Source organism: Bradyrhizobium sp. CCBAU 51745 (assembly GCF_028128715.1).
Taxonomy (GTDB): Bacteria; Pseudomonadota; Alphaproteobacteria; order Rhizobiales; family Xanthobacteraceae; genus Bradyrhizobium; species Bradyrhizobium manausense.
This window is the reverse complement of sequence record NZ_LBJP01000090.1, coordinates 208,207-234,287: the sequence shown is the minus strand read 5'-3', so window position 1 is coordinate 234,287 and position 26,081 is coordinate 208,207. Positions and strand designations below refer to the sequence as shown.

The window sequence follows — 26,081 nt, the reverse complement described above, 5'->3', positions numbered from 1 at the left end:
GATTGATCTCTTGAGACTTGGGAGGACGATGATGGAGTCGAGAACATCCACGCGCCAAAGGCTCGTGACACTGGTGGTCGCGCTGTTGGGAATTGCGCTTCTCTACCTCGCCCTCGGCGAGGTTGCGCTCGCCGAGGATGCGGCCCCGCCCGCCTGCGGCGGCAAGATCCTCGAAAAGTGCACGCCCAATTCCGGCGACACCGCCTGGATGCTCACCTCCGTTGCGCTGGTGCTGATGATGACGATTCCGGGGCTTGGGCTGTTCTATGGCGGCATGGTGCGCAAGAAGAACGTGGGCGACACCGTGATGACCAGCTTCGCGGTGACCTGCCTCGTCACCATCCTGTTCGCGATCCTGACCTACAGCCTGGCCTTCCGCGCCGGCACGCCGTTCATCGGCGGGCTGGACCGCATGTTCCTGAGGGACATCCTCAGCGACATCGGCAAGGGCGGGATCGGCAATCCCAATCCGCTCGCGGCGACGATTCCCGAAAGCGTCTACATCTGCTTCCAGATGACGTTCGCGATCATCACGCCGGCACTGATTGCAGGGGCGTTCGCCGAGCGGATGAAATTCTCCGCGATGCTCTGGTTCATCGGCCTGTGGGCGATCTTCGTCTACGCGCCGATCGCGCATTGGGTGTGGGGCCCCGACGGCATCTTCTCGTCCGGCAACGACGCCGCCTGGGTCAAGGTGCTCGATTTCGCCGGCGGAACCGTCGTGCATATCAACGCCGGCGTCGCGGGCCTGATGTGCGCCATCATGCTCGGCAAGCGCAAGGAAACGGGACCGGCGCACAACATGGTGCTGACCTTCATCGGCGCCTCGCTGCTGTGGGTCGGCTGGTTCGGCTTCAACGCGGGCTCCGCGGTGACGGCAGGCATGCAGGCCGGCATGGCGATGCTGGTGACGCAGATCGCAACGGCGGTCGCCGGCTTCACCTGGATGCTGGTGGAGTGGTCGCTCAAGGGCAAGCCGACGGTTGTCGGCATCTGCTCGGGCGCGGTCGCGGGCCTCGTCGCCATCACGCCGGCGTCCGGTTTCGTGGGCCCGGTAGGGGCCTTCGTGATCGGCATCGCGGCCGGCGTTCTCTGCTACTGGGGATGCACCGGGCTCAAGGCCATGTTCAGCTATGACGACGCGCTCGATTGCTTCGGCGTCCATGCCCTCGGCGGCATCGTCGGCGCGCTGCTCACCGGGGTCTTTGCCGTCGAGCAATATGGCGGCACTGCGGGCGTGCTGGAAGGAAATCCCGGCCAGTTCGTCAACCAGTGCATCGGCGTCGCTACCGTCTTTGTTTACGACGCCGTCGTCAGCCTGATCATCCTCTCCGTGATCAAGCTGTTCGTCGGTTTGCGGGTGTCGGAGGATATGGAGCGCGACGGTCTCGACCTCGCACTGCATGGCGAGGTCGTGCACTAGCTGCGGTAGTAGCGCCACATCCGCAGGAAGGTGCGATGGATCATGTCCGGCGGCTGATCGAACGGCTCGACATTGATCCGTACCATGTTGGTGTGGCTCATCCGCCAGGGCAGGCGCATCAGCCAGCGCCAGGACGGTTGCTTGCGCCAGTCGGCCACGAGCGCGCTGGTGAGCGGTGCGTTCAGCACGATCTGGAGTTCATGCACCGTCATGGCGCGCTCGGCGATCTCGACGAGATCGATGCGCTCGATGGCGCGCCACCGGATCAGGCCGAAGGCCTGGATGAAGATGCCGTATTGGTTCGCGCCGATCGTGGGCCGGCCGGTCTCGAGCAGCGGAATGTTGTAGTAGGTGAACCCGGCCGCGAGTGCCGCGAGCGCAAGCCAGTAGATCGCGCCGGTGAGAAGCGCAGCCGTGCAGAAGATCGCGGCGAGCGCCGCCGTGACGTAGACCGGAAAATAGGTATCGTCGCGGCCGTAAGCGACCGAATAGCCACCGACATGTCCCTCGTCCAAGGCTGCGATCATGGATTTGGAGGCTACGACCATTGGTCGCAAATAAAAACGGGGTCGCGAGCGCCCCGTAAAACTCGGCAGCATTGGCCGATCTTACTTTGATCTCGCCGACTTGGCCGCCTGCGCGCTCATCAGGCAGGCAGGAGGGACGCCTGATCCTCCCTTGCGCGCCACGCGGCGATCTGCTTTTCGAGTTCGCGGCATACGTCGTCCACCACGCTGGCCCAGTCGCCGCGCGTTGTTTGCCTGAACAGCCGCATCGATCGATACCACGGGCTGTCGTCGCGCTCGATCAGCCAGCGCCAATCCGGATTGAAGGGCAGCAGCGTCCAGACGGGCGCGGCTAGCGCGCCGGCGAGATGGGCGACGCTGGTGTCGACTGTGATCACCAGATCGAGACAGGAGATCAGCGCCGCTGTTTCGCTGAAGTCGGTGAGATGCTCCGTAAGGTCGACGATGTCATGGCGTTCGGCGAGGAAGGCGCGGTCCTGATCGCGAACGCCTTTTTGCAGGGAGACGAACTGGGCGTCGCAATCCAGCAGCGGCGCGAGCGTGCGCAGCGCCATCGATCGGTTGTGATCGTTCTTGTGGTCAGGATTGCCGGCCCAGACCAGGCCGACGCGGAAGCGATCGTGAGCGCCAAGCCGCTGTTCAAGCCGGTCTTCCCACGCTGTCATTCGCGTTGCCGGCGGCGCAGGAACGTAGCCGTGCGCGAGCGGGATCGTATCGAGCCGCGTGCCGCATGCCAGTGGCAGCGTTCCCAGGGGGCAGTGCAAGTCGAATTCCGGCGTCGAGGAGCGGCCGATGCATTCTGCGACCCCTTCGATGCCGCCCAGAAGCTGTTGGATCGGAGGCTCGACCTCGAGAATGACGCGCGCGCCTGATGCCGCCACCATGGGCACATAGCGGGCGAACTGGATCGCATCGCCCAGCCCCTCGTCGGAGTGCAGCAGGATGGTCTTGCCTGCGAGCGGCTGGTCGCCACGCCAAAGGGCTTGCGAAAATCCGCGATCGACCAGGCCGACTGAAGGCAACCGCCAACGCGCCTCACGCGCAACCCAGCCGTGCTCGAAATCGCCAGTGAGGAGCTGAAGCGTCGCCAGATAGAACAGCGTCTGCGCATCATCAGGTGCGGCGGCGAGCGATTTGCGCAGGGTCGCAAAGGCCTCGTCCAGCATTTGCAGATGCAGCAGGACCACGGCCTTGTTGTTGAGCACGGCGCGGAAATCGGGGCGGAGCGCGAGCGCGCGATCGAAGCAGGCAAAAGCCTGCTCCAGCCGGCCAAAGCGCCAGTGCAGGAGGCCGAGATTGTTGTGCGTCTCCGCAAGGTTCGGATCGAGCGCGATGGATTTTTCGTAGTCGGCCTCTGCTTCGTCGAAGCGGCCCAGCACCGAGAGACAAACGGCGCGCATCTGATGCAGGGCCGCGGAGCTTCGGTTCAGCCTCTCGGCGATGTCAAAGCATCTTACGGCTTCCGCATGCCGTTCGAGTTCAAGCAGCAGCATGCCGCAATTGTGCGCGGCTTCCCAATAGTGCGGATTGAGCTTCAAGGCCTGCAACAGGTGCTGCGCCGCTTCGTCCTTGTGCCCGAGCTGCCAGAGCAGGTTGCCGAGGTGATTCCACAGGCCGGCATCGTCCGGCGTCAGGCTCAAGGCATGGCCGTAGTGGTGCCGTGCGTCCTCGAGCCGGCCCTGTCGCTCCAGCAATGTGGCGAGGCTGAGGAGATACTCGGCCTTCGGCGCTTGCCGGACGGCTCGGCCGATCCATTCCTCGGCGGCGTCAGGCTGCTGCGCGTGAAAACAAAGCGCACCCAGGAGATGGAGCGCATCCGGGTGCTGCTCATCCAGTGTCAGCGCCTGCTGGCAGCACAGCTCGGCCTCGGCAATTCGCCCCGACTGAAAATGCGCAAAGCCGGCCTGGCAGAGTGCGGCCGGCGAGGTTCTTCCGGTTTGTTTGGCCGCCGCGGCCCGGCGCTGTCTGCGATTCATGAATGGTTGGAGCGGTGGTAGTCGGATCCACTCTAACCACGCCAGGATTTCGCGAGGCTGGCGGTGTGCTGCGCTCGCAATGACGTGTGGAGAGATCGGACACGCAAAAGAAAACGGGGCCCCGAAAGGGCCCCGCAAAACGTATCGACGCTTTCGCCGATCTTACTTGATCTTGGCTTCCTTGAACTCGACGTGCTTGCGCGCAACCGGATCGTACTTCTTCTTGACCAGCTTGTCGGTCATGGTGCGCGAATTCTTCTTGGCGACGTAGTAGAAGCCGGTGTCGGCCGAGGACACGAGCTTGACCTTGATGGTGACCGCTTTGGCCATGTTCTGAACCTCAGAAAATCAGGGGAATCTGGAGCCGGCCAAACGGCCCGCGTTGGCCGGCAACCTAGCCAGAAACCGGGGGAAGTCAAGGATTTAGGGCCGGAAAACCACTCAAATCGGGCCGATTAAGCCTCGAAGAAGCGGTTTTTCGGCCGGGGCAGGCCCAGATTCTCCCTCAAAGTGGCCCCTTCATACTCTTTGCGGAAAATCCCGCGCTTCTGCAGCTCCGGGACCACCTTGTCGACGAAATCGTCCAGACCGGCGGGCAGGAACGGGAACATGATGTTGAAGCCGTCGGAGCCACGCCCGACCAGCCATTCCTCCATCTGGTCGGCGATGGTCTTGGCCGTGCCGACGAAGGACAGCCCGCCATAGCCGCCGACACGCTGGGCGAGCTGGCGCACCGTGAGCTTGTCGCGCTTGGCGAGGTCAACCATGCGCTGGCGGCCGCTCTTGCTGGCGTTGGTCTCGGGGATCTCGGGGAGCTGTCCATCGGGATCGAAGCCGGAGGCGTCGGTGCCGAGGATCACCGAGAGCGAGGCGATGGCGCTGTCGTAATGCACGCGGCTGTCGAGCAGGGCGCGCTTCTCCTTGGCCTCGTCGACGCTGTCGCCGACGACGACGAAGGCGCCCGGCAGGATCTTGAGATGTTCAGGGTCGCGGCCGATCTTCTCCATGCGGCCCTTGATGTCGGCATAGAGCTTTTGCCCGTCGGCGAGGCTGCCGCCGCCGGTGAAGACGGCTTCCGCAGTCTCGGCCGCGAGCTGCTTGCCGTCTTCCGACGCGCCGGCCTGCACGATCACGGGCCAGCCCTGCACCGGGCGGGCGATGTTGAGCGGGCCGCGCACCTTCAGATATTTGCCGACGTGGTCGAGCACGTGCATCTTCGACGGATCGAAGAACAGCCCGCTCTCGACGTCGCGCACGAAGGCGTCGTCGGCGAAGGAATCCCACAGGCCGGTGACGACGTCGTAGAATTCGCGGGCGCGCTTGTAGCGCTCGGCGTGCTCCATGTGGTCGTCGAGGCCGAAATTGAGCGCCGCATCCGGGTTCGAGGTGGTGACAATGTTCCAGCCGGCGCGGCCGCCGCTGAGATGATCGAGCGAGGCGAAGCGGCGGGCGACGTGATAGGGCTCGTCGAAGGTGGTTGAGCCCGTCGCGATCAGCCCGATTCGCTCGGTGACGGCGGAAAGGGCGGAGAGCAGCGTGAACGGCTCGAACGAGGTCACGGTGTGGCTGCGCTTGAGCGCGTTGACCGGCATGTTCAACACGGCGAGGTGATCGGCCATGAAGAAGGCGTCGAACTTGCCGGCCTCGAGTTTTCTGATCAGCGTCTTGATGTGCGAGAAGTTGAAATTGGCGTCGGGCCAGGCCCCGGGATAGCGCCAGGCGCCGGTGTGGATGCTGATCGGGCGCATGAACGCGCCAAGCTTGAGTTGCCGTTGTGCCATCGCGCCCAAAATCCCGTTCTGGTGTTGTTGGGGAAAGACATAGGCACGCGGCGGAACTCCGCCATTGGGATGGCTAAGAAGAATTTTTTGTTTTTTGCGACACGTTCAGCACGTTTCCGTTATTCCGGGGCGCCGCGTTAGCGGCGAGCCCGGAATCCGTTGGGCCGCGGTGACCGTCGAGCCATGGATTCCGGGCTCGCGCCAAGGGGCGTGCCCCGGAATGACGGGGAGAGAGCAAGCCGTCGAACCAATCCGGCACCCGCGCCGACCAAGCCATGACCTTCGCTCCCGAGGAGACCTTTCATGGCCAGCGCAATGACCGTAGACGGCGGCATCGTCCGGATCGACCGACCGATGCCGTGGTTCGGCCGGCTGCTGTCGCTGCCGCTGCTGGCGGCGGGCTTCTATCTGCTGTGGAATGTCGCGCTCGGCCTGCGCCAGGATTTCTCCGGCTTCGGCCGGCTTGCCGACGACCTTGTGCCGGTGCTGGTGTTTTCGGGCCTCGGGCTGCTCGTCGGCATTCCCGGCCTGATCCTGCTGACCTTCCGCAGCTTCGTCGTGCTCAACGCGGCTCTGCGCCAGATCGTCGTCACCAGGCAATTCGGCCCGCTGAACTTTCGCAAATCGCGCGATCTCGCCGATTATCACTTCATCAGCATCACCGACGACTACGATCCCGAGCTGACGACCTACGACGTCAATCTCTGCGGCAACAAGGGCACCGAGCCGATCACACTGCAGAGCTTCACCAAGCGCGAGGATGCAAACAAGCTCGCCAGCGAACTCGGCCGCGTCTTAAAGCTGCCGGCGCGCGATTATGTCGGCACGGAGCCCGACGCGGATTAGAAAAAGCACGCAGTTGTCATTCCGGGGCGCCGCCAAGCGGCGAGCTACGATGCGCAATTGCGCATCTGAGAATCCATCGGGCCGCAGAGACTGACACGGGATGGATTCCGGGCTCACGCTGCGCGCGCCCCGGAATGACAGGTCAGCTCAAAATATCCTTCTGCATCTTGCCGCCGTAGAAATGGAAGAACGGCACCGGCGCGTCGTGGCGCAAGGGGCCGGTGGCAAGACGGGTGTGGAGCTCGTTGAGCACATTCCGCGTCATGGGATGCAGATCGGCGAGCGGCCTTGAGCCGAGCTCGACCCAGACCAGTTCGACCAGCTCCGCATCCGCATGGATCACGCCCTCGACGTGATGGGTGATCGCCGACGCATCGGCGGTGAAGAAGCGCGTGTCGAACCGCTTGACGCGGCCGGGCGGGGTGATTGCGCGGGCGATCAGGAACAGGCTGGAGGGATCGGGCAGGAGGCCCGCATCGGCGAACGGCTTCCAGGGGCCTTCGAGCCTCGCCTTGCCTTCAGCCTTGCGTCCGAGGCAGAGGCCGGTTTCCTCGCAGGCCTCGCGGATCGCGGCGATCGCCAGCGATTTGGCGCGCGAGGCCGGCGTCTTCGGGCTGCCCTTGGCGAGATTGGCCTCTAACTCTGGCGTGATGGGGGCCGCACACGGCACGCGATGATCATCCTTGTCGACGCGGCCGCCGGGGAAGACGAATTTTCCGGGCATGAACACGACCTTGTCGTGGCGCTTGCCGACCAGCACCTTTGGAATTCTGCCGCTGCGATCGACCAGGATCAGCGTTGCCGCATCCCGAGGGCGGAAATAGGGATGGTGATCGGCTTCCTTTTCCTCGTGGACTTTGGCCTTCTCGGCTGTCTGCGCCGTATCGCTCATATCCTCACCCAGACGGTTCTTGCTTATTGCTTACACAGGCGGAATACCACCCGGCGGGTTCTCGTCAAACCCGTGCATGCGCAGAGCCCATTGCAAGCCGACCACAGCTCCCTTCACCGGCTGCAGCAGGGCGAGCGAGGCGAAGAAGGTGAAGGGCAAATAGGCCACGAAGCTGAGCCAGACCGGCGTCGTGTAATTGGTTTCGATCCAGAGGATGGTGGGCACCACGATGTGGCCGACGATGACGATGACGAGATAGGCGGGCAGATCGTCGGCGCGGTGCGGCGTGAAGTCGAGGCCGCAAGCTGCACAATTGTCCGCCGTCTTCAGGAAGGCGCGGAACAGCTTTCCCTGGCCGCAGCGCGGGCAGCGGCCGCGAAAGCCGCGCTTCATCGCCGCCCAGAGGTCGCGCTTCTCGATGAGGCCAGTCTCGCGCGTCCAGATTTTTGGCGCCGTGCTCATGGTCACCAAGTCTTGCCCTTGTTGCCTTTGCTCTTGCCCTTGTTCTTTCCCTTGTTCATTCCCTTGCCCTTCGCCTTGCCGGATTTCTGCTTTGATGGCTTGCGTTTTTTATCCGGGCTGCGGCCGGGATGGGCCTTGAAGGAGGGGCGGCGTTGCGGATTGGGGCGCCTGCGATCGCGCGGGCTCGTCTCGCTGGAGGACGACAGCAGCTCGAAACGCAGCGCGCCGGCAACGGGGGCAGCTTCAATCAACCTGATGTCGACGACGTCACCGAGCTGGTACATGGTGCCGCTGCGCGTGCCGATCAGCGCGTGGCGGCTCTCGTCATAGTTGAAATATTCCGTGCCGAGGGATCGGATCGGGATCAATCCGTCGGCGCCGGTGTCGCTCAGCTTCACGAACAGGCCGGCACGGGTGACGCCGGAGACGCGGCCCTGAAAGGTCGCGCCGATGCGGTCGGCGAGGTGATGCGCGATCAGGCGGTCGACGGTCTCGCGTTCCGCCTTCATCGCGCGCCGCTCGGTCAGCGAAATGTGGGCCGCGACTTCGCTTAAAGTTTCCGGCGTCTCGCTGTCGGGCAGGGCGCCTTCGCCGAGCCCGAGCGCGCGGACCAGCGCGCGGTGCACGACGAGGTCGGCATAGCGACGGATTGGCGAGGTGAAATGCGCGTACCGACGCAAATTCAGGCCGAAGTGTCCATAGTTTTCCGACGAATATTCCGCCTGGGCCTGGGCGCGCAGCACCACCTCGCTCACCAGCGGGTAGTAGTCATGGCCTTCGAGCTGGGCCAGCACGCGGTTGAACAGGGTCGGGCGCAGCGCGCCTGATTTGGTGAAGGGGACGTCGAGCGTCTCCAGGAATTCTGCGAGCGCATGGACCTTCTCCAGCGTCGGCTCGTCATGGACGCGGTAGATCAGCGGGAGCGACTTCTTCTCCAGCATCTCGGCGGCCGCGACATTGGCGAGGATCATGAACTCCTCGATCAGCTTGTGCGCGTCGAGACGCTCCGGCACGACGACGCGGTCGACGGTGCCGTCGCTCTTCAAGAGGATCTTGCGTTCGGGCAGATCGAGATTGAGCGGATCGCGCTCATCGCGCGCGCGCTTGACGCAGGCGTAAGCCGCATAGAGCGGCCTCAGGATCGTGTCGAGCAGGGGACCGGTGGTGTCGTCCGGCCGGCCGTCGATCGCAGCCTGCGCCTGCGCGTAGCTCAGCTTCGCAGCCGAGCGCATCAGGATGCGATGAAAGCTGTGCGACTTCTTGCGGCCATCAGGGGCGATGATCATGCGCACCGCGAGCGCGCCGCGCGGCTCGCCCGGCACCAGCGAGCAGAGATTGTTGGAGATGCGCTCGGGCAGCATCGGCACGACACGGTCGGGGAAATAGACCGAGTTGCCGCGGTCGAGCGCGTCGCGGTCGAGCGCGGTGCCCGGCCGGACGTAGAAGCTCACGTCGGCGATGGCGACGTCGACGATGAAGCCGCCCTTGTTGTTCGGATCAGGGTCTGCTTGCGCATGCACCGCGTCGTCGTGATCCTTGGCATCAGGCGGATCGATGGTGACGAGGGGGACGTCGCGCCAGTCTTCGCGTCCCCTGAGATTCGCAGGCTCCGCCGCTTCCGCCTCGCGCTCGGCGGCGGTGGAGAACTGCAAGGGGATGTCGTGGGCGTAGATCGCAATCAGGCTGATCGCCTTCTCCGACTTGACCGAGCCGAGCTTCTCTTTGACGCGGCCTGAGGCTAGGCCAAAGCTGCGGGTGCGGACGATGTCGACACTGATGAGGTCGCCGTCCTGCGCGCCCTTCGTGTCGGCGGCGGCGATATTCAGCTCGCGGTCGGCCATCTTCTTGTCGACGGGGATGAGCCGTCCGCCGCCTTCAGGCAGCGCGCGGAACACGCCGAGGATGCGGCTCTTGACCTTGTCGATGAGCTTGATGATACGGCCGCGATAGGCCGGGCCTTCGCCCTCGTCCGTGCGCTCGACCCGCAGCAATGCGCGGTCGCCGATTCCGGCGGCGGTGCCGGGTTTGGGCCGGCGCGGCATCTCGATCAGGATCTTTGGCGGCTCGCCGCTCTCGACCTCGTCCCATTCGGCGGGGGAGGCGATCAGCTCGCCGTCGCGGTCGCGGCCGGTGATATCGGCGAGCAGCGTCGGCGGAAGGACGTCCGGCTCGGAGACCGTATGGCGTTTCTTCTTGATGGTGCCGTCGTCGGCGAGCTCGCGCAAAATGCGCTTGAGCTCGATGCGGTCGGCGTTCTTCAGGCCGAACTCGCGCGCGATGTCGCGCGTTCCGACCTTTCCTGGATGTGCCTTGATGAAGGCGACGATGGCTTGCCTGTCGGGAAAGCCACGGTCTTTCTTTGGTTTCACTTAACCTCTAATTCTTGCCGGCACTCTTCTTGGCCGGAGCCTTGGTGGCGGCGCTCTTGGTCGGCGACGTCTTGGCAGTCGTCGACACGGCAGCGCGCGCCTTGCTTGTGGATTCGGATTTGGCCGCGGCTTTCTTCGCGGCCGGTTTCTTTGGCTTCGGCGCGGTGTCGTCACCGTCCGCAGCCTGCTCTGTCGTCTTTTTGGCCTTGGCCGGCTTCGCGGCCTTCTTGGCCTTCGCCTTGCCGCCGCCCTTTCCGCCCCCTTTGGCCGCTCGCTCGTCGATCAATGCGATCGCCTGCGCCAGCGTTACCGTGTCCTTTTCGAACTCGGCCGGGATGGTCGCGTTGACGCCGCCCGCGGTGACATAGGCGCCATAACGGCCGCTCTTCACGGTGACGGTGCCGAGGGTGGGATGATCGCCGAGCGCCTTGCCGGGATCGGCACCAAAACGGCGGCTCGGGCCCTTGGCGACCTTCTCGGCAATCAGCGTCACGGCGCGGTTGAGGCCGATGTCGAAGACTTCGTCGCCGGCCTCGAGGCTGGCATAGGTCTTCTCGTGCTTCACGAACGGCCCGAAGCGGCCGAGGCCCGCCGTGATCGGCTGGCCGGTCTCGGGATGCTTGCCGATCTCGCGCGGCAGCGACAACAGCTTGAGCGCAAGCTCCAGGTCGACATCGCTGGGCGAGGTGCCCTTCGGGATGCCCGCACGCTTCGGCTTCTCGCCTTCCTCATAATCCTTCTGCTCACCGAGCTGGATGTAGGGGCCGAAGCGGCCGGCCTTGACCCAGACATCGCGGCCGGTCTCCGAATCCTGGCCGAGCGAGCGGTCGGCGGTGGTCTCTCCGTCGGCGGCGAGCTGACGGGTGTAGCGGCATTCCGGATAGTTCGAGCAGCCGACAAAGGCGCCGAACTTGCCGGCCTTCAGATTGAGCCGGCCGGTGCCGCAGCTCGGGCACTGCCTGATGTCGCCCCCATCGGCGCGCGGCGGATAAATGTGCTGGCCCAGCATGTCGTCGAGCACGTCGAGCACCTGCGCGACGCGCAGATCCTTGATCTCCTCGACGGCGCCGATGAAGCCGGTCCAGAAATCCCTCAGCACCTGCTGCCAGGAGATCTCGTTGTTGGAGATGCGGTCGAGCTGCTCTTCCAGGTTGGCGGTGAAGTCATACTCGACGTAGCGGTTGAAGAAGCTTTCGAGGAACGCGACCACGACGCGGCCCTTGTCCTCGCCATGCAGGCGCTTCTTCTCGAGCTTGACGTAGCCACGGTCCTTCAGCACCTGCAGGATCGAGGCATAGGTCGAGGGCCGGCCGATGCCGAGCTCTTCCATCCGCTTGACCAGCGAGGCTTCGGAGAAACGCGGCGGCGGCTCGGTGAAGTGCTGGGTGACGGAGAGCGACTGCCGCTTGATCGCCTCGCCCTGGCTCATCGCGGGCAGGCGGCGGGAGTCTTCGTCCTCCTCGTCGTCGCGGCCTTCCTGATAAAGTGCGAGGAAGCCGTCGAACTTGACGACCTGCCCGGTGGCGCGCAGCTCCAGCGTGCGACCGCCGGCCTTGGCCGTGATGTCGACCGTGGTGCGCTCCAGCTCGGCCGATTCCATCTGGCTCGCGATGGTGCGCTTCCAGATCAGCTCATACAGCCTGGCCTGATCGGCATCGAGCCTGCGGCTCATGTTGTCGGGACGGCGCGTGAGGTCGGTGGGGCGGATCGCTTCGTGCGCTTCCTGGGCGTTCTTGGCCTTGGCCTGGTACTGGCGCGGGGCGTCAGGCACATAGGCGTTGCCGTAATCCTCGCCGATCACCTTGCGTGCCTGGGTGATCGCGGACGGATCGATCTGCACGCCGTCGGTACGCATATAAGTAATGAGTCCGGTGGTCTCGCCGCCGATGTCGATGCCTTCATAGAGGCGCTGGGCGATGCGCATGGTGTGCGCCGGCGCAAAGCCGTATTTGCGGCTGGCTTCCTGCTGCAAGGTCGAGGTGGTGAAGGGCGCCTGCGGATTGCGGCGCGCGGGCTTGGCGTCGACCGCGGTCACCGCGTAGGTGGCCGCTTCCAGCGCCTTCTTGAAGTCCTCGGCTTCCGCGCCGGTACCGATGTCGAGGCGCTGGATCTTCTTGCCGTCGGCGCCAACCAGGCGTGCCTCGAAGGCGTCGCCGCGCGGTGTCAGCAGGGTCGCGATCAGCGACCAGTACTCACGCGGCACGAACTTCTCGATCTCCAGCTCGCGGTCGCAGACGAGGCGCAGCGCCACCGACTGCACGCGGCCGGCCGAGCGGGCGCCCGGCAGCTTGCGCCACAGCACGGGGGAGAGGGTGAAACCGACCAGATAGTCGAGCGCGCGGCGCGCCATATAGGCGTCGACCAGCGCGCCGTCGATCTGGCGCGGGTTCTTCATGGCGTCCGTGACCGCCTGCTTGGTGATGGCGTTGAACACCACGCGCTCGATCTTCTGATCTTTCAGCGCGCGCTTCTCCTTCATCACCTCCAGCACGTGCCAGGAGATGGCTTCGCCCTCGCGATCAGGGTCGGTCGCCAGAATCAGGCGGTCGGCACCCTTCAGGGATTTGGCGATATCGTTGAGCCGGCCGGCCGCCTTGGGGTCGACCTCCCAGATCATCTTGAAATTGGCCTCGGGATCGACGGAACCGTTCTTCGCGGGCAGGTCGCGAACATGGCCGAACGAGGCCAGAACCTCATAGGACGAGCCCAAATATTTGTTGATCGTCTTGGCTTTCGCCGGCGACTCCACAATGACGATATTCATGTAGTTCCAGTAACTTACGGGGAAATCTCGGGCCGATTTCCTCTAGATTCGGGTCGGCCGTTTCGTCCCGAACATGGGTGGTGGGGCGGGTCCTGTCAAATCGAAGGGTGTTGAAAGCCCGCCGAATGGGAAAAGTTTCATATCGAGAAAGTTGCAAATTACCACCTTGGAGTTGTGGTCGCTGTAGGCGTAATGTCCCCGCGGGGCATGGATTCGGGTGGACTGGTGGCAAAACCAGGACGGAAACGCGCGCGCGCCGCGTCGCGCGCGCAAGCACGTTCGCGCAACGAGGAACCGGGCGAGGGCGGCGCTGACGAGGCGGTTGCCTTCATAGCCGAGCAGGTGGCCAGCTTGCGCAAGCTCGCCGAGCGCCACAAGCTGGGCGTGCTCCATTATCTCCTGGGCATGACCAAGCTGGAGGCCGATGAGCACCTTCGGCTGCGGAGCAAGCGCAAGCTGTCATGAGGGAGTTCGTAGCCCGGATGCAGCGAAGCGAAATCCGGGGCCTTTGCGCGGGAGAATCCCGGATTGCGCTTCGCTGCATCCGGGCTACGGGGGCTGTCATGCCCCGCCACCGGGTCTCGCCTTCGGCGAGCCCGATGACAGGCTCCGGCGGGGCATCCAGTACGCCGCGGCTTCTCCGTATCCTTCGCCGTCTCTGGAATACTGGATCGCCCGCCCCAGTGCGCAAACGCGCACAAGGCGGCCGATGACATCGAGTGCTTGGTTATAGCTTTGCCACAGAGCGACTAGCGCGAGGGTTGTCAGGCCGACCGCCGGCGCGGTGCCGGCCGCAGCTTCACCATTGTATCGGGATGACTGAGCAGCCGGCCGTCCTCGGCGCGCAGTTCGAGCTTCTTCACCGGTCGGCCTTTCGCGCGATCGACCAGGATGGTCGCGATCTGCTCGGGATGATCGTCGAATTCCTCGCTCCATTGCCGAAGCGCGACCAGGATCGGGAAGAGGCCGCGGCCCTTCGGCGTCAGCACATATTCGTGGTAGGCGCTGCCGTCGGAGGCGGGGGCTGTATCCAGAATGCCGTGGTCGACCATCGACCGCAGCCGCGCCGACAGGATGTTCTTGGCCATGCCGAGCTTGCTCTGAAACTCGCCGAAGCGGCGCACGCCGAACAGCGCCTCGCGAATGATCAGCAGCGACCACCAGTCGCCAATCGCCTCCAGCGATCGTGCGATCGGGCAGGCATCACCCTCAAAACTCGTTCGCTTCACCATGGTGCTGGTCCTGTCGCATTCGCCCGGTCTTGGCGCCGATCACGCGGATGTGTGGTTGCATCATAAAACCATATGCCCTAGATGGCAACATAGTTTCATTATGCAACCACTGGAGACGAGCATGAGGCTGACGAACAAGACGGCATTGATCACCGGCGGCAACAGCGGCATTGGCCTGGCAACGGCGAAGCTGTTCGTGGCCGAGGGCGCCAAGGTGATCGTCACCGGGCGCAACAAGGAGACGCTGGAGGCCGCGGCCAGGGAACTCGGCCCGAACGCGATCGCGCTGGCTGCCGATGCCACCGACATCGCCGCGACCGAAGCTGCGATCAAGAAGGGCACCGACAAGTTCGGCAAGCTCGACATTTTGTTTGCCAATGCCGGCATTCCCGGCGCCACGCCGCTGGGATCTGCGACGCTCGAGGTGTTCGAGAAGGTGATCAGCACCAATCTCACCGGCGTGTTCTTCACGGTGCAGTCGGCGCTGCCTTATATCAACGACAATGCCTCGATCATTCTCAACGGCTCGGTGATCTCGGTGCTCGGCAACCCCGGCTACTCGGCTTATGGCGCGGCAAAGGCCGGCGTGCGGGCGATGGCGCGGATCATGGCTTCGGAACTGTCGCCGCGCGGCATTCGCGTCAATGTCGTCGCGCCCGGCGCGGTCCGCACGCCGATCTGGGGCGCGGCGATTGCAACGCCTGACGCGGAGAAGGCGTTCGAGAAGCGTATCGGGCTCGCGACGCCGTTGGGACGCATTGGCGAGCCGGATCACATCTCGAAGACGGTGCTGTTCCTCGCCTCGGACGATGCCGCCCATATTCAGGGCCAGGAGATCTTCGTCGATGGCGGCGCGGTTGCCTCACCCGCCGGCGCGCCGATCTATCGCGGCTGATCAATTCAGTTTCAAACTGAATCGGCCGGCCCTCCGAAAATGGTTGCGCCGGCCGGTTCCCGCGTCTCGGGAGAGGTATTTTCTGAAGCTTGCGTGACGCGTTGAACCTTTGCGTGCGCTGCCAAGACTTTTCTACGGGCAGGGGTCATAGGACTCATTTGAGGGAGCCCGTCATGCCAAAAGCAGCACGCATTTTAGCTCCGATTTCAGACCCGCGTATTTACACTGAACGCTCCGCAGTTCCTGCCAAGCACTCCGATATGTCTGAGTTCATCGGGGTTGCCATCTTCTCCGGCATCGGCCTGCTCATGTCGCTCGTGGCCGTAATCCTGGGCATCCAGGGCTCCTGGTTTTAGCTTCGCAAACAATCTGCCGATCTGTCAGCCGCCGCAGCACCGCTCGCGGCTGACGTCGTCGGCGTAGCCTCAGGCCGCCTGCAGACCCGTTGCGGCCTGGAGGGCCCCCGCAAGCGCCTTTTCGCGATGTTCGGGCCCGAGATTGACGCCGTCGGCGGAGATGAATTCCAGGCTCGTGATCCCCATGAAGCCGAACACCCAACGCAAATAGGTTTCCAGATGTTCGCCGGCCGCGTACGGCGTCTCGGCGCCATAATGACCGCCGCGCGAAATCGCCACGATCACGCGCTTGTCGCCAACAAGGCCTTCCGGGCCGCTCGCGTCATATTTGAACGTCTTCCCCTTCACCAGCACGCGGTCGATCCAGGCCTTGAGCTGGCTCGGAATCGTGAAATTGTACATGGGCGCGCCGATCACGACGATGTCGGCATCGAGGAACTCATTCAGGACAGTCTCGCTCGCGGCGAGGTCAGGTCCGAGCTCCGCAGGCGCGGGTGCGCCCTGGGCGGCGGCCAAGTGGGATCCGGACAAGTGCGCGAGCGGGGTCTCGGTCAGGTCGCGGTAGACGACCTCAAGCGAGGGCGTGGCCTGCCTGAGCCGGTCGACGATGGCGGCGGAAACCTGCCTGGAGACGGAGTGGGGGCCGAGGACGCTGGAGTCGATATGGAGGAGTTTCATTGGGGTCACCCATGGTATAGATTTGTAACCCGCACTACATGAGTGACTGTCAAAAACCCCGCAAGAACGCACATTTTTGAGCCATGGGCACATCTTTGGAACCGAGACACATCGATTTTCCTGCCGAACGGAGGCCCGATCCCAACCATTCCGACTGCCGCAACGTCGCCTCGATCCTCGCGCGCGTCGGCGACAAATGGAGCGTGCTCGTGATCATGATGCTCAGCGACGGGCCGAAGCGCTTCAACGAGCTGAAGCGAATGATCAACGGCATCTCGCAGCGGATGCTGACCCTGACGCTGCGCGGGCTGGAGCGCGACGGCCTCGTCACGCGCACGATTTTTCCGACCATTCCACCGCGCGTTGATTATGAGTTGACCGATCTCGGCCACGGGCTGCAGCAGCCGGTGAAGGCGCTGGGCGAGTGGGCGATCGCGCACCAGGAGAAGATCGCGGCGGCGCGCACGCGGTTCGACGAGCGCAACAACGCCTAGATCAGCGACACCAGTCCGCCGCCGTGGTGTTCGAGCCGGCCGGCGAGCTCGAGCTCCAGCAGCACCATGCGCACGATCGCGGGTGAGGCGCCGGACAAGCGCACGAGATCGTCAATCGAGATGGGGGCGGGGCCGAGCAGGCCGGTGATCTGGTCGCGGTCGTGGCCTTGCGGATCGCTCTCGAACGGCTCGCTGTCGGGCTCGCTCGCGGGACTCATCAGCGGCCGCTCCACGATCGGCTGCACCGCATTGATGATGTCGGACGCTTCCGTGACAAGCGTTGCACCCTGCTTGATCAGATCATTGGTGCCGGCGGCGCGCGGATCGAGCGGCGAGCCGGGCACCGCGAACACTTCGCGGCCCTGTTCGGCGGCCATGCGCGCGGTGATCAGCGAGCCGGAGCGGCGTGCGGCTTCGACCACGACCACGCCGAGCGATGCGCCCGAGATCAGCCGGTTGCGGCGAGGGAAGTCGCGGGCGCGCGGCTCGTGGCCGAGCGGCATTTCCGAGATCGCAGCGCCCTGATGATCGAGGATCGCGCTGAGCAGATCGCCATGCTCGGGCGGATAGATGCAGTCGTGGCCGCCGGCGAGCACCGCGATGGTGCCGCTCTCGACGCTGGCGCGATGCGCGGCCTGGTCGACGCCGCGGGCAAGCCCTGAGATGATGATGAAGCCGGCCTCGCCAAGCTCGCGCGCGAGCTGGCCGGCGAATTTCAGGCCGGCTCCGGAGGCATTGCGTGAGCCGACGATCGCAATCATCGGCCGCATCAGCGTCGCTCTGTCGCCGCGTATGGCAAGCAAAGGTGGGGCATCGTCGAGCGTCGAAAGCCGCGCCGGATATCCGTCCTCGCCGGGCGCGAGCCAGGCGATGCCGAACTTTCGGCTTGCGGCGAGCTCGGCCTTCGCTTCATCCACGCTGCAGATGCGCCCCGACCGCTGCGCGCCGCCGCGGCGGGCCAGATCCGGCAGCCGCTCCAGCGCCGCGCGGACGCTGCCGAAATGATCGACCAGCGAGCGGAAGGTGCGTGGCCCCACATTGTCCGAGCGGATCAGCCGCAGGCGGTCGATCCGCTCTTGCTCGCTCAGCTCCACGCTCTTGTTGATGGCGTCCACGGTGTCTCCTTGCAGAGGCAGCATGGAACAACCTGAGGCTGTGAGCAAGCGTTGGCATGCGCTTGCGCGGCCTTGTCGCAATGCTAAAAGCGATGCCAATAAGAAGGGTATTGCCATGATTTCACTCGCCGATCTCCAGCGCCGCATCGAAGCGGGCGAGCTTTCGCCCGAGCACGCCATCTCCCAGTCGCATGCGGCGATCGAGGCCAAAGAGAAGGACGTCCATGCCTTCGTCCGCCACGACATCTCGGCGAAGGCGCAGGCCTCCGGTCCGCTGCGCGGCATCGCCGTCGGGATCAAGGACATCATCGATACCGCTGATATGCCGACCGAGATGGGCTCGGAGATCTATCGTGGCTGGCAGCCGCGCGCCGATGCGCCTGTCGTGATGATGTTGAAGCGGGCGGGCGCCACCATCATCGGCAAGACCACGACCACGGCGTTCGCCTCGCGCGATCCGACGCCGACGCTCAATCCGCACAATCCCGGTCATACGCCTGGAGGTTCGTCGTCGGGCTCGGCGGCCGCCGTCGGCGCCGGCATGATCCCGCTGGCGCTGGGCACGCAGACCGGCGGCTCGGTGATCCGGCCTGCCGCCTATTGCGGGGCCGCCGCGATCAAGCCGTCGTTCCGGATGCTGCCGACGGTCGGCGTGAAATGCTATTCGTGGGCGCTCGACACGGTCGGCCTGTTCGGATCGCGCGCCGAAGATCTCGCGCGCGGACTGTTGGCGATGACCGGCCGCACCGAGTTCTCCGGCATTGTGCCGGCGAAAGCGCCGCGTATCGGCGTGGTCCGGCAGGAGTTTGCCGAAGCCGCTGAGCCGGCGGCAGAGGAGGGCTTGCTGGCCGCGATCAAGGCGGCCGAGAAGGCCGGCGCCAGCGTGCAGATCATCGATCTGCCGGAAGCGGTCAAGGAAGCCTGGCGCATCCACCCGATCATCCAGGATTTTGAGGCGCATCGCGCGCTCGCCTGGGAGTTCGACCAGCATCACGACGAGATCGCGCCGATGCTGCGTGCCAGCCTTGATGAGACCGTCGGGCTGACGCCGAAGGAATATGACGACGCGCGCCGCATCGCCCGCCGCGGCCGCCGCGAGCTCGGTGAGCTGTTCGAGGGTTTCGACGTGCTGCTGACTTATTCCGCGCCCGGCACCGCGCCGGCCAAGGAGCTCGCCTCGACCGGCTCGCCCCGCTATAACAGGCTGTGGACGCTGATGGGCAATCCTTGCGTCAACGTGCCGGTGATGAAGGTCGGCGGCCTGCCTGTTGGCGTCCAGGTGATCGCGCGCTTCGGCAACGATCCCGGCGCGCTGGCGGCGGCGTGGTTTTTGGAGAATGCGCTGGCGAAATCAGGCTAGCGCGGGTTCGGCGGCGGGCAACGGGCGCTGGGTCGCGGCGGCAGTTGCGCCAAGCCAACGCTCGGCGGCCTCGCGGCCGCTTCGGTGCAGCAGGCGGATGAAGCCGCGGCCGAGATCGGTCGACGAGCGCTGCGCAAGTCCGTCAACAGAGTCTTCGGCGGCGATCTTGGAGAGCCGCAGCGCTGGCGCTGCGTGCGCCTGCGCCCATTCGATCGCTGCGATCTCGGCCTTGAGCGCGGCATTGGCCGCAATCTGGTCGAGACGGCGGTCGATCGCGGCGAGCGTGATCGGTACATAGCTGTCGCGCGTCGGCGTGACCTGGACGAGCAGCAGATCGGCAGTCGTCGATTGCTGCGCAAGTTTCAGCAGCGGCGGATTGCCGCCGAAGCCGCCATCCCAATAGGCCTCGCCATCGATCTCGACGGCGCAGTGAACGAGGGGCGGACAGGTCGAGGCGAGCGCGACATCCGCGGTGATGGCGTCGTTGCCGAAAATCTGCTGCTGGCCGTCGCGGATCCGCGTCGCCGCGATCAGCAGCTTCGGGCATTTCGCATCGCGCAAGGCGGCAAAATTCATGTCGCGCGAGAGCGCCTGGCGCAGCGGGTCGAGATCGAACGGATCGAACTGGCCGGAGCGCAGCGTCGGTCCGAAGGCGACCGAGCTTCCTGCCGGCGAGAAGCCGCCGACCAGCATCAGCGAGCGGAAAGAGGCCTCGTGCATCAACCGGGTCCAGAACCGGTTCAGCCGGTTGCGGGCACCTTCGCGGCCGCCCTCGGCAAGGCCGCAGGCGAGGAGCAGCGCGTTGATGGCGCCGGCGCTGGCGCCGCTGATGGTGTCGAATTCGATGGATGGCTCTTCCAGGAGCCGCTCCAGCACGCCCCAGGTGAAGGCGGCGAACGTGCCGCCGCCCTGGAGCGCCAGCGAGAGTTTCCGCGGCGGCCATTGCTGGGGACGAGTCCGCGCAACGGGCGCGGCTGTCGTTACGACCGGCGCGGGCGCTTGCACGATGGTAGCGGGCGGCGGCGCCGGCGGAACGGGCGCGGGTTTTGGCGCGGGAGGCGGTGTAGGCACGTCAGACCAGATATTGGTCGTCAGCAGCAGGCGGCTCGCCGCAGTGCTCTGCGAGCTACCTTCCTCATGCGTGCCGTCAATCTTCTCGCTCATTCTGAGCAACCGCGTAACGCCATGTCCACTGTCAGGATGACAGGCATGGAACCTGACCGCCACTAGCTCCCGCGTGTGGGGTGAAAGTTTCGAACAGGATTTGGCATATAATGCGGAAGAGGCGCGGCGGTATCCGTAGTTTTTCCGATCTTGGATTCGGAAGCGCTGTTTAGGCCTTCTCGCCGATGCGGCCTTCTTTTCCTGATTGCAGCCGCTTGATGTTCTCGCGGTGCATGTAGAACAGCAGCAGCGTCAGCACGACGGACAGCGAGGCCAGGGCAAGGTGGCCGAACCACCACAGGAACAGCGGCGTGATGAAGGCTGCCACCAGCGCCGAGAGCGAGGAGTAGCGGGTGGTGAAGGCCGTCGCGAGCCAGATCAGGCAGAATACCAGCGCTGCCGGCCAGAACAGGCCGAGCAGGATGCCGATATAGACGGCGACGCCCTTGCCGCCCTTGAACTTGAGCCAGACCGGGAAGAGGTGCCCGAGGAAGGCGCCGAGACCTGCCAGCATCGCGGCATTGGGGCCGGCGATGTAGCCTGAGATCACCACGGCCGCGGTGCCCTTGAGCGCGTCGAGCAGCAGGGTTGCCGCGGCAAGGCCCTTGCGGCCGGTGCGCAGCACATTGGTGGCGCCGATATTGCCGGAGCCGATCGAGCGCAGATCCTGCGTGCCGGCAAGCCTGGTCAGGATCAGCCCGAACGGAATCGAGCCGAGGAGGTAGCCGATGATGAGGGCCACCGGCAGGAATGCATCAAGCCCCATGGCGGCCTCTCCATGGCTGACATAACCAGCGCCCATTAGACATGCTCGTAAACCGTTCGTCCGCCGACGATGGTCCTGATGGCCCGGCCTGTAAAGCGGGCTTCGTCGAACGGGGTGTTCTTGCAGGGCGATTTCAGTTCGGCGGGATCGACCACCCAGGGAACATCAGGGTCGATCACCACGACATCGGCTGGGCTGCCCACGCGCAGGGTTCCGCCCGGAAGGCCAAGCAGTTCGGCCGGCCGCGTCGACATGGCCCGGATCAGCGTCTTGAGGTCGAGCTCCTCATTGTGGACCAGCCGCAGGCCCGCCGGCAGCATGGTCTCGAGCCCGATGGCGCCGGGAGCCGCTTCCGCGAACGGCAGGCGCTTGACCTCGACGTCCTGCGGATTGTGGTCGGACATGATGACGTCGACGAGGCCGGAGGCCACCGCCTCGACCAGGGCGCGGCGGTCGTCCTCGGTGCGCAGCGGCGGCGACAGTTTCAGGAAGGAGCGGTAGGGGCCGATGTCGTTCTCGTTCAGCGCAAGATGATTGATCGAGACCGATGCGCTGACGGCAAGGCCGGCGTCGCGGGCGCGCTTCAGGATCTCGAGCGAGTCGATGCAGGACAGCGAGGCCGCGTGATAGCGGCCGCCGGTCAGCGCGACCAGGCGCATGTCGCGTTCGAGGATGACGGCCTCGGCGGCCTTCGGGATGCCCATCAGGCCGAGGCGCGAGGCGAACTCGCCCTCGTTCATCACGCCTTCGCCGACGAGGTCCGGGTCTTCGGTGTGATGCACGATCAGCGCGTCGAAATCGCGGGCGTAGGTCAGCGCGCGCCGCATCACCTGCGAATTGGTGACGCTGCGGTCACCATCGCTGAAGGCGATCGCGCCGGCGGCCTTGAGCAGGCCGAACTCGGTCATCTCCTCGCCGCGCATGCCCTTGGTGAGCGCTGCCATCGGCTGGATGTTGACGATCGCGGTGTCGCGCGCGCGGCGCATCACGAAATCGACGGTCGCGGAATTGTCGATGACGGGCGATGTATCCGGCTGGCAGATGATGGTGGTGATGCCGCCGGTCGCGGCCGCCTGGCTGGCGCTCGCAAAGGTCTCGCGATGGCTGAAGCCGGGCTCGCCGACAAAGGCGCGCATGTCGACCAGGCCCGGCGCCACGATCTTGCCGGAGCAGTTGATGACGTCGGTCCCCTCGGGGACGCCGGCCGCCCCAATGCCGCGGCGGGTCTCGCGGATGATGCCGTCGGCAATCAGGACGTCGCCGGGGCCGTCGAAATCCCTGGAGGGATCGACGACGCGGGCGTTGGCGAGCAGGATCGGGCGGCGGTCGATCAGCATGGGCATCACGCGTTCGGCAGGTTACGGGCGAGTGCTTCCAGCACCGCCATGCGCACGGCAACCCCCATCTCCACCTGTTCGCGGATCAGGGACTGCGCGCCGTCGGCAACCGCGGTGTCGATCTCGACGCCGCGGTTCATGGGACCGGGATGCATCACCAGTGCATCGGGCTTGGCGTAGGCGAGCTTCTTCTGGTCGAGCCCGAAATAATGGAAATATTCCGATGTCGACGGCACGAAGGAGCCGTTCATGCGCTCGCGCTGCAGCCGCAGCATCATCACAATATCGGCGCCGTTGAGGCCCTCGCGCATGTCGCGCGCGACCTCGACGCCCATCCGCTCGATACCCGGCGGCAGCAGCGTGGAGGGGCCGACGACGCGGACACGAGCGCCCATGGTGTTGAGCAGGATGATGTTCGAACGCGCCACGCGCGAATGCAGCACGTCGCCGCAGATCGCAACCACGAGGCCCTCGATCCGACCCTTATTGCGGCGGATGGTGAGCGCATCGAGCAGCGCCTGGGTCGGGTGTTCATGCGCACCGTCGCCGGCATTGATCACGGAACCGTCGACCTTGCGCGCCAACAGTTCCACCGCGCCGGAGGCGTGATGGCGCACCACCAGGATGTCGGGGTGCATGGCGTTGAGCGTCATCGCGGTGTCGACCAGCGTTTCGCCCTTCTTGATGGACGAGGAGGACACCGACATGTTCATGACGTCGGCACCCAAGCGCTTGCCCGCGAGCTCGAACGAGGATTGGGTCCGGGTCGAGGCTTCAAAGAAGAGGTTCACCTGCGTCCGTCCACGCAGGACGGTGCGCTTCTTGTCAACCTGGCGGTTGAGCTCGACATATTCTTCGGACAGGTCGAGGAGGCCGGTAATGTCGGCCGCGGAAAGGCCCTCGATGCCCAGCAAATGCCGGTGGCCGAGGACGAAGGTCGATTTCGATGTCATTAAAGCGAGAGCTATAGGCGCGGATGGCTGATGGAGCAAGGGCCAATGCCGGGGCGGGGAGTTATCCCCTGCGGACTCTGTTACACGCTCATTCCGGGATGGCGCGCAAGCGCCAGACCCGGAATCTCGAGATTCCGGGTCCGATGCTTTGCATCGCCCCGGAATGACCCGGAGGCATCGTGAGACTAATTCCTGCTGCATTCGTATCAATCGTCTCAATCTCCGCCGCCCACGCCCAGTCACTCCCCGGCGGCTTCGTCTATCTGCGGGAAATCGATCCCAGCATCATCCAGGACATCCGCTACGCCACGCCGAACAATTTCGTCGGCCGTCCGCTCGCCGGCTATGGTGCCGGCGAATGCGTGGTGAAGCGCGAAGTCGGCCTGCGGCTGAAAGCGGTCCAGCAGGAACTGGCGACGCAGAACCTGTCGCTGAAAATGTTCGACTGCTACCGGCCGGCGCGGGCCTCGCTCGACATGGTGAGATGGTCGCAGAACGGCCGCGAGACCGCGGCCGATCGGCGTTACAATCCGAAGATTCCCAAGACCGAGCTGTTCCGCCTCGGCTATATCGCGAGCCGCTCGCAGCATTCCACGGGCGCCGCGCTCGATCTCACGCTGGTCGATCTCAAGGCCGACAATTCCGCCAGGATCGATCCGTCAAGGTCCTACGCTGATTGCACGGCGCCGGTCGCGGCGCGGCTGCCGGAAGGCAGCGTCGACATGGGCACCGGCTATGACTGCACCGATGAGAAAGGGCATACCGCAGCACCGTCGATCTCGCCCGATCAGCGCGCCTGGCGCAGGCGGCTGGTGGCTGCGATGGCGAGGCAAGGCTTTGTGAACTATTCGAAGGAGTGGTGGCATTTTTCCCTGCCGGGGGCGGGCGGGGCGGCCTATGATTTCCCGATCCAGCCGCGGCGGAACTGATTCCGGCCCGAGACACGCCATGACACAGCCTGTATTCGCGACCCACGAGGTCTTCAATCAGTCGCCGCCATTCGAGGACGTGAATCTGTTCACGGTCGATCAGCCGCTGGTCGAGGCCGTGAAGGCCAATGGCGGCGCCGCCGCGGAACGGGAGCTGTCCGAATTCGGCAGGCATTGGGGCTCGGCGGCGATGGCCGATCGCGGCCGCATCGCGAACGAGAACACGCCCAAGCTCCGCACCTTCGATGCCAAGGGTAATCGCCGCGACCAGGTCGAGTTTCACCCTGCCTATCACGAGCTGATGGCGCACAGCGCGCATGCCGGCGTCCACAATTCGACATGGACCGCGGACGGCAGGCCTGCGGGCGACGCGGCCGAAGTCATTCGCGCCGCGAAATTCTACATGGCCGCGCAGGTCGAGACCGGGCATCTCTGCCCGATCACGATGACGCGCGCCTCGGTCGCCGCGCTGGCGATGCAGCCGGATCTGCTCGGCAAGGTGATGCCGGTGCTGTCGACGAGAAGCTACGATCCGAGCTTTGTGCCGTGGTGGGACAAGCGCGGCATGACGCTCGGCATGGGCATGACCGAGAAGCAGGGCGGCACCGACGTGCGCGCCAACATGACGCGCGCGGTGCGCGACGGCAGCGCCTATCGCATCACCGGCCACAAATGGTTCATGTCGGCGCCGATGTGCGATGCGTTCCTGGTGTTGGCGCAGGCCGAGCAGGGGCTGACCTGCTTCTTCATGCCGCGCTTCGCGCCGGATGGATCGGTCAACGCGATCCAGTTCCAGCGGCTGAAGGACAAGCTCGGCAACCGTTCGAACGCATCGTCCGAGGTCGAGTTCGTCGGCGCCTATGCCGAACGCGTCGGCGAAGAGGGCAAGGGCATCCGCACCATCATCCAGATGGTGCAGCTGACGCGGCAGGATTGCGCGATCGCCTCAAGCGGCCTGATGCGTTCGGGGCTCGCGCATGCGCTGCATCACGCCCGTCACCGCAGCGTGTTCCAGAAGCATCTCGCCGATCAGCCCTTGATGCAGGCCGTGCTCTCGGACATGGCGCTGCATGTGGAGGCGAGCACGGCGCTGGTGATGCGGCTCTGCCGCGCCTTCGACCGCACGCCGCATGATGCTGCGGAGGCCGCCTATATGCGGCTGCTGACGCCCGCGATCAAATACTGGACCTGCAAGAGCGCGCCGTCATTCCTTTACGAGGCGATGGAGTGCCTGGGCGGCAACGGCTATGTCGAGGACGGCATTTTGGCGCGCCACTATCGTGAAGCGCCGGTCAATGCGATCTGGGAAGGTTCTGGCAACGTGATGTGCCTCGACGTGCTCCGCGCGCTCTCGCGCGAGGGCGAGGCGGCGGTGGCGGTGCTGCAGGCTCTCGGGGCCGAGACGAAAGGCCTGCCCGGGGCAGGCGAGGCCGTCGCCTTCATCGGCAAGGCGTTTCGCCGCACTGACGGCGAGCGCGTCGCGCGGCTCGCGGTCGAGAAATTGGCGCTGCTGGCTGGCGCGGCCGCGCTCAATGGCGTGTCACCGCATCACGCAGAACTGTTCGCCGCCACGCGCCTCGCCATCCATCACGCCAGCATGTACGGCGCCGTCGAGCTCGACAACGGCGACGTGCGTGCGCTGCTCGAGCGGGCGCTGCCGTGATTATTGATCCGTCATTCCGGGGCGCCCAAAGGGCGAACTATGGTGCGCCGTTGCGCACCAGAGAATCTCGAGGTTCCGGGTTCGGTCCTCCGGACCGCC

At 65.1% G+C, this 26,081-nt stretch carries 24 protein-coding genes; 9 read left to right on the top strand and 15 right to left on the bottom strand.

What is annotated here, in order from left to right; translation table 11 throughout:
- Window positions 1–28 precede the first annotated feature (28 nt).
- Entirely contained in the window at window positions 29–1,423 is a 1,395-nt protein-coding gene (locus XH98_RS32630; RefSeq protein ID WP_271621035.1) for an ammonium transporter, read from the top strand.
- Here XH98_RS32630 and XH98_RS32625 read toward each other — a convergent pair.
- The 4 genes from XH98_RS32625 to XH98_RS32610 form a co-directional block, all read right to left on the bottom strand.
- Entirely contained in the window at window positions 1,420–1,950 is a 531-nt protein-coding gene (locus XH98_RS32625) for a hypothetical protein (RefSeq protein WP_271621034.1), read from the bottom strand. The two genes, XH98_RS32630 and XH98_RS32625, sit on opposite strands and share 4 nt — an antisense overlap.
- Before the next feature lie 119 nt (window positions 1,951–2,069).
- Entirely contained in the window at window positions 2,070–3,926 is a 1,857-nt protein-coding gene (locus XH98_RS32620; RefSeq protein ID WP_271621033.1) for a tetratricopeptide repeat protein, read from the bottom strand.
- 162 nt (window positions 3,927–4,088) lie between these two features.
- Window positions 4,089–4,256, bottom strand: a complete 168-nt coding sequence (rpmG, locus tag XH98_RS32615) for a 50S ribosomal protein L33 (protein WP_057756569.1) — start codon at window positions 4,254–4,256, stop codon at window positions 4,089–4,091.
- A gap of 125 nt (window positions 4,257–4,381) precedes the next feature.
- Window positions 4,382–5,707, bottom strand: a complete 1,326-nt coding sequence (locus XH98_RS32610; RefSeq protein ID WP_271621032.1) for an LLM class flavin-dependent oxidoreductase — start codon at window positions 5,705–5,707, stop codon at window positions 4,382–4,384.
- Window positions 5,708–6,010: 303 nt separating this feature from the next.
- Here XH98_RS32610 and XH98_RS32605 point away from each other — a divergent pair, with 303 nt between their 5' ends.
- Complete coding sequence (locus XH98_RS32605) at window positions 6,011–6,553, top strand: hypothetical protein (RefSeq protein ID WP_271621031.1); 543 nt, start codon at window positions 6,011–6,013, stop codon at window positions 6,551–6,553.
- A 142-nt stretch (window positions 6,554–6,695) separates the two neighbouring features.
- On the opposite strand, the gene XH98_RS32600 is transcribed toward XH98_RS32605, so the two are convergent.
- The 4 genes from XH98_RS32600 to topA are packed head-to-tail and all read right to left on the bottom strand — an operon-like array spanning window position 6,696 to window position 13,040.
- A complete protein-coding gene (locus XH98_RS32600; protein ID WP_271621030.1) occupies window positions 6,696–7,445 on the bottom strand; it encodes an NUDIX hydrolase in 750 nt (249 codons plus the stop codon).
- A 30-nt stretch (window positions 7,446–7,475) separates the two neighbouring features.
- A complete protein-coding gene (locus XH98_RS32595) occupies window positions 7,476–7,916 on the bottom strand; it encodes a DUF983 domain-containing protein (RefSeq protein WP_271600423.1) in 441 nt (146 codons plus the stop codon).
- A complete protein-coding gene (rnr, locus tag XH98_RS32590; protein WP_271621029.1) occupies window positions 7,910–10,276 on the bottom strand; it encodes a ribonuclease R in 2,367 nt (788 codons plus the stop codon). The genes XH98_RS32595 and rnr overlap by 7 nt, the downstream gene beginning before the upstream one ends.
- Before the next feature lie 7 nt (window positions 10,277–10,283).
- Entirely contained in the window at window positions 10,284–13,040 is a 2,757-nt protein-coding gene (gene topA, locus XH98_RS32585; RefSeq protein ID WP_271621028.1) for a type I DNA topoisomerase, read from the bottom strand.
- Between the two features lie 225 nt (window positions 13,041–13,265).
- Here topA and XH98_RS32580 point away from each other — a divergent pair, with 225 nt between their 5' ends.
- The gene (locus XH98_RS32580) at window positions 13,266–13,505 is read left to right on the top strand and encodes a hypothetical protein (RefSeq protein ID WP_271600426.1); all 240 of its coding nucleotides are present in this window, start codon (window positions 13,266–13,268) and stop codon (window positions 13,503–13,505) included.
- Between the two features lie 299 nt (window positions 13,506–13,804).
- Here the strand turns inward: XH98_RS32580 and XH98_RS32575 are convergent, their stop codons facing one another.
- Window positions 13,805–14,272: a winged helix-turn-helix transcriptional regulator gene (locus XH98_RS32575; RefSeq protein ID WP_271600427.1), complete on the bottom strand. Its 468-nt coding sequence runs from the start codon at window positions 14,270–14,272 to the stop codon at window positions 13,805–13,807.
- A 121-nt stretch (window positions 14,273–14,393) separates the two neighbouring features.
- Between XH98_RS32575 and XH98_RS32570 the strand changes: the two genes are divergently transcribed.
- Window positions 14,394–15,167 carry an SDR family NAD(P)-dependent oxidoreductase gene (locus XH98_RS32570; RefSeq protein WP_271600428.1) on the top strand — a complete coding sequence of 258 codons (774 nt, stop codon included), beginning with the start codon at window positions 14,394–14,396 and terminating at the stop codon, window positions 15,165–15,167.
- 173 nt (window positions 15,168–15,340) lie between these two features.
- Entirely contained in the window at window positions 15,341–15,523 is a 183-nt protein-coding gene (locus tag XH98_RS32565; RefSeq protein WP_057756550.1) for a hypothetical protein, read from the top strand.
- A gap of 69 nt (window positions 15,524–15,592) precedes the next feature.
- Here XH98_RS32565 and XH98_RS32560 read toward each other — a convergent pair whose 3' ends face one another.
- Complete coding sequence (locus XH98_RS32560; RefSeq protein WP_271600429.1) at window positions 15,593–16,201, bottom strand: FMN-dependent NADH-azoreductase; 609 nt, start codon at window positions 16,199–16,201, stop codon at window positions 15,593–15,595.
- An 83-nt stretch (window positions 16,202–16,284) separates the two neighbouring features.
- Here XH98_RS32560 and XH98_RS32555 point away from each other — a divergent pair, with 83 nt between their 5' ends.
- Window positions 16,285–16,695: a winged helix-turn-helix transcriptional regulator gene (locus tag XH98_RS32555; RefSeq protein WP_271600430.1), complete on the top strand. Its 411-nt coding sequence runs from the start codon at window positions 16,285–16,287 to the stop codon at window positions 16,693–16,695.
- Here the strand turns inward: XH98_RS32555 and dprA are convergent.
- Complete coding sequence (gene dprA, locus XH98_RS32550) at window positions 16,692–17,834, bottom strand: DNA-processing protein DprA (protein ID WP_271621027.1); 1,143 nt, start codon at window positions 17,832–17,834, stop codon at window positions 16,692–16,694. The two genes, XH98_RS32555 and dprA, sit on opposite strands and share 4 nt — an antisense overlap.
- Before the next feature lie 91 nt (window positions 17,835–17,925).
- Here dprA and XH98_RS32545 point away from each other — a divergent pair, with 91 nt between their 5' ends.
- Window positions 17,926–19,170 carry an amidase gene (locus XH98_RS32545; RefSeq protein ID WP_271621026.1) on the top strand — a complete coding sequence of 415 codons (1,245 nt, stop codon included), beginning with the start codon at window positions 17,926–17,928 and terminating at the stop codon, window positions 19,168–19,170.
- Here the strand turns inward: XH98_RS32545 and XH98_RS32540 are convergent.
- The 4 genes from XH98_RS32540 to XH98_RS32525 all read right to left on the bottom strand — a co-directional run bounded on the left by XH98_RS32540 (window position 19,162) and on the right by XH98_RS32525 (window position 23,390).
- A complete protein-coding gene (locus XH98_RS32540) occupies window positions 19,162–20,334 on the bottom strand; it encodes a patatin-like phospholipase family protein (protein ID WP_271621025.1) in 1,173 nt (390 codons plus the stop codon). The genes XH98_RS32545 and XH98_RS32540 overlap by 9 nt on opposite strands.
- A 169-nt stretch (window positions 20,335–20,503) precedes the next feature.
- Window positions 20,504–21,100 carry a glycerol-3-phosphate 1-O-acyltransferase PlsY gene (gene plsY, locus XH98_RS32535; RefSeq protein ID WP_271600434.1) on the bottom strand — a complete coding sequence of 199 codons (597 nt, stop codon included), beginning with the start codon at window positions 21,098–21,100 and terminating at the stop codon, window positions 20,504–20,506.
- 35 nt (window positions 21,101–21,135) lie between these two features.
- Window positions 21,136–22,437, bottom strand: a complete 1,302-nt coding sequence (locus tag XH98_RS32530) for a dihydroorotase (RefSeq protein WP_271621062.1) — start codon at window positions 22,435–22,437, stop codon at window positions 21,136–21,138.
- Window positions 22,438–22,442: 5 nt separating this feature from the next.
- Window positions 22,443–23,390 (bottom strand): aspartate carbamoyltransferase catalytic subunit, encoded by a 948-nt coding sequence (locus XH98_RS32525; protein WP_143845774.1) that lies wholly within the window; start codon window positions 23,388–23,390, stop codon window positions 22,443–22,445.
- A gap of 179 nt (window positions 23,391–23,569) precedes the next feature.
- On the opposite strand from XH98_RS32525, the gene XH98_RS32520 reads away from it, so the two are divergent.
- Both XH98_RS32520 and XH98_RS32515 read left to right on the top strand, forming a co-directional pair.
- Window positions 23,570–24,319, top strand: a complete 750-nt coding sequence (locus XH98_RS32520) for a M15 family metallopeptidase (protein ID WP_271600436.1) — start codon at window positions 23,570–23,572, stop codon at window positions 24,317–24,319.
- Between the two features lie 19 nt (window positions 24,320–24,338).
- A complete protein-coding gene (locus XH98_RS32515) occupies window positions 24,339–25,982 on the top strand; it encodes an acyl-CoA dehydrogenase family protein (protein WP_271621024.1) in 1,644 nt (547 codons plus the stop codon).
- Window positions 25,983–26,081: the final 99 nt, after the last annotated feature.